At 53.5% G+C, this 1,253-nt stretch carries 1 protein-coding gene and 1 pseudogene; both read right to left on the bottom strand.

The features are described 5' to 3' along the window. Positions 1-830: hypothetical protein (locus EOA86_RS35140; protein ID WP_128345680.1), on the bottom strand; the 830-nt coding region annotated here is incomplete at its 3' end. Positions 831-878: 48 nt separating this feature from the next. Further along, positions 879-1,253 (bottom strand): annotated as a pseudogene (locus EOA86_RS39125) (hypothetical protein); the annotation flags it as partial.

Genomic DNA, 1,253 nt, shown 5'->3' with positions numbered 1-1,253 from the left:
TCTTTCAGCCCCTTATGCCAGTAGTTCAGGTTTGAAGAATAGAAATGAACTTTGTTTCCCTCACAATGCATAGTGATATCGCCGGCCATATTCTGCGTGATTGTTTTATATCCGGTGTAGTAGTTCAGATGCCTCGACGGCGCCTCGCCGATCACGATTATCTGCGGGTCCAATTTTTCGAGCCAAGAGTTGGGTATTTTGCCGGAATTGCGCCCATGATGGGCTGCAAACACGACCGTCGTCTTGGGAAGATTGATGCTGTCTGAGATGCTCTCCATAAATTCGGTTTCGAGGTCACCCAGCCAAAGGAAGCTGGGGCCATCTTTGATGCTGTACCGGATAACGGCCGAGACGTTGTTGTAGCTCTCCCCCGCGTTACAGGATGCCATCGCCTCTTTGAAATAGGCATTTGATAGGTCCGGCCAAAGCACATTTATGCCGGCGGATCCGCGTTCGTCGTCTTTATCGTTCATCCATTTCCGGGAACAGCCTTTATAGATGTGGAACGCCTTCTCGCTATCGCGAAGCTGGCAGTAACGGGTAAAGGATTCCGTTTCGACATCCTTGATGGCCTGGTTCTTTACCACGTAGAAATTAAGGATCGGCATCGCGTCGTCGAGCAAATGGATGCCGCCGAAGTGATCCTCATCGGGGTGCGTGGATATAAACCGGCTGACGCCCTTGTCAGCTGAAGCTCGCCGCAGCTCGTCAATAATTCGATCCGCGTTCTCATCGCTGAGGTCGCAATCGATGATGGTGAAGTTGTCACTACCATGCCTAATGTAGCACATATCGCCAGCCCCAACGGCGAAGCTCTTCACGACCGACATCGCACTGCTCCTTGATAAACCTCGGCGGAAATTCGATCTATCGCCCCGTCAGCTAACAGCCGCGACCATCAGCCCCTCACAACTCAGGATCAGCTGTCGTGCGTATTGCTTTGCAGCGTCGATAACCGCCCCCCTAGTCACCCAAAGGCCGAACCCTATCGCGTGTATTGCCGCCACCACGAAGACTGGAAACAGGCCGGATTCGATGGCCTCGGCGAGCGAGACCGAGGCGTCCGGCCGATACAAAAGCCATAAGCAGATAGCCACCACGATCGCGTTTAGGGACAGCCCCCACCATCGCAGACCATAGAGATTCCTCCGAAACCCATATGTGACCAGTTCGTTGAAAAGCACCTCAAATCGTACCTTGTCGCGAGTGTGTTCGCGCAGCCAAGTTCCGCACCGTTCGTAGACATGGTCGGC

Origin of the sequence: Mesorhizobium sp. M5C.F.Ca.IN.020.32.2.1 (assembly GCF_004023105.1) — a bacterium.
Taxonomy (GTDB): Bacteria; Pseudomonadota; Alphaproteobacteria; order Rhizobiales; family Rhizobiaceae; genus Mesorhizobium; species Mesorhizobium wenxiniae.
This window is presented reverse-complemented; position numbering and strand designations above follow the sequence as displayed.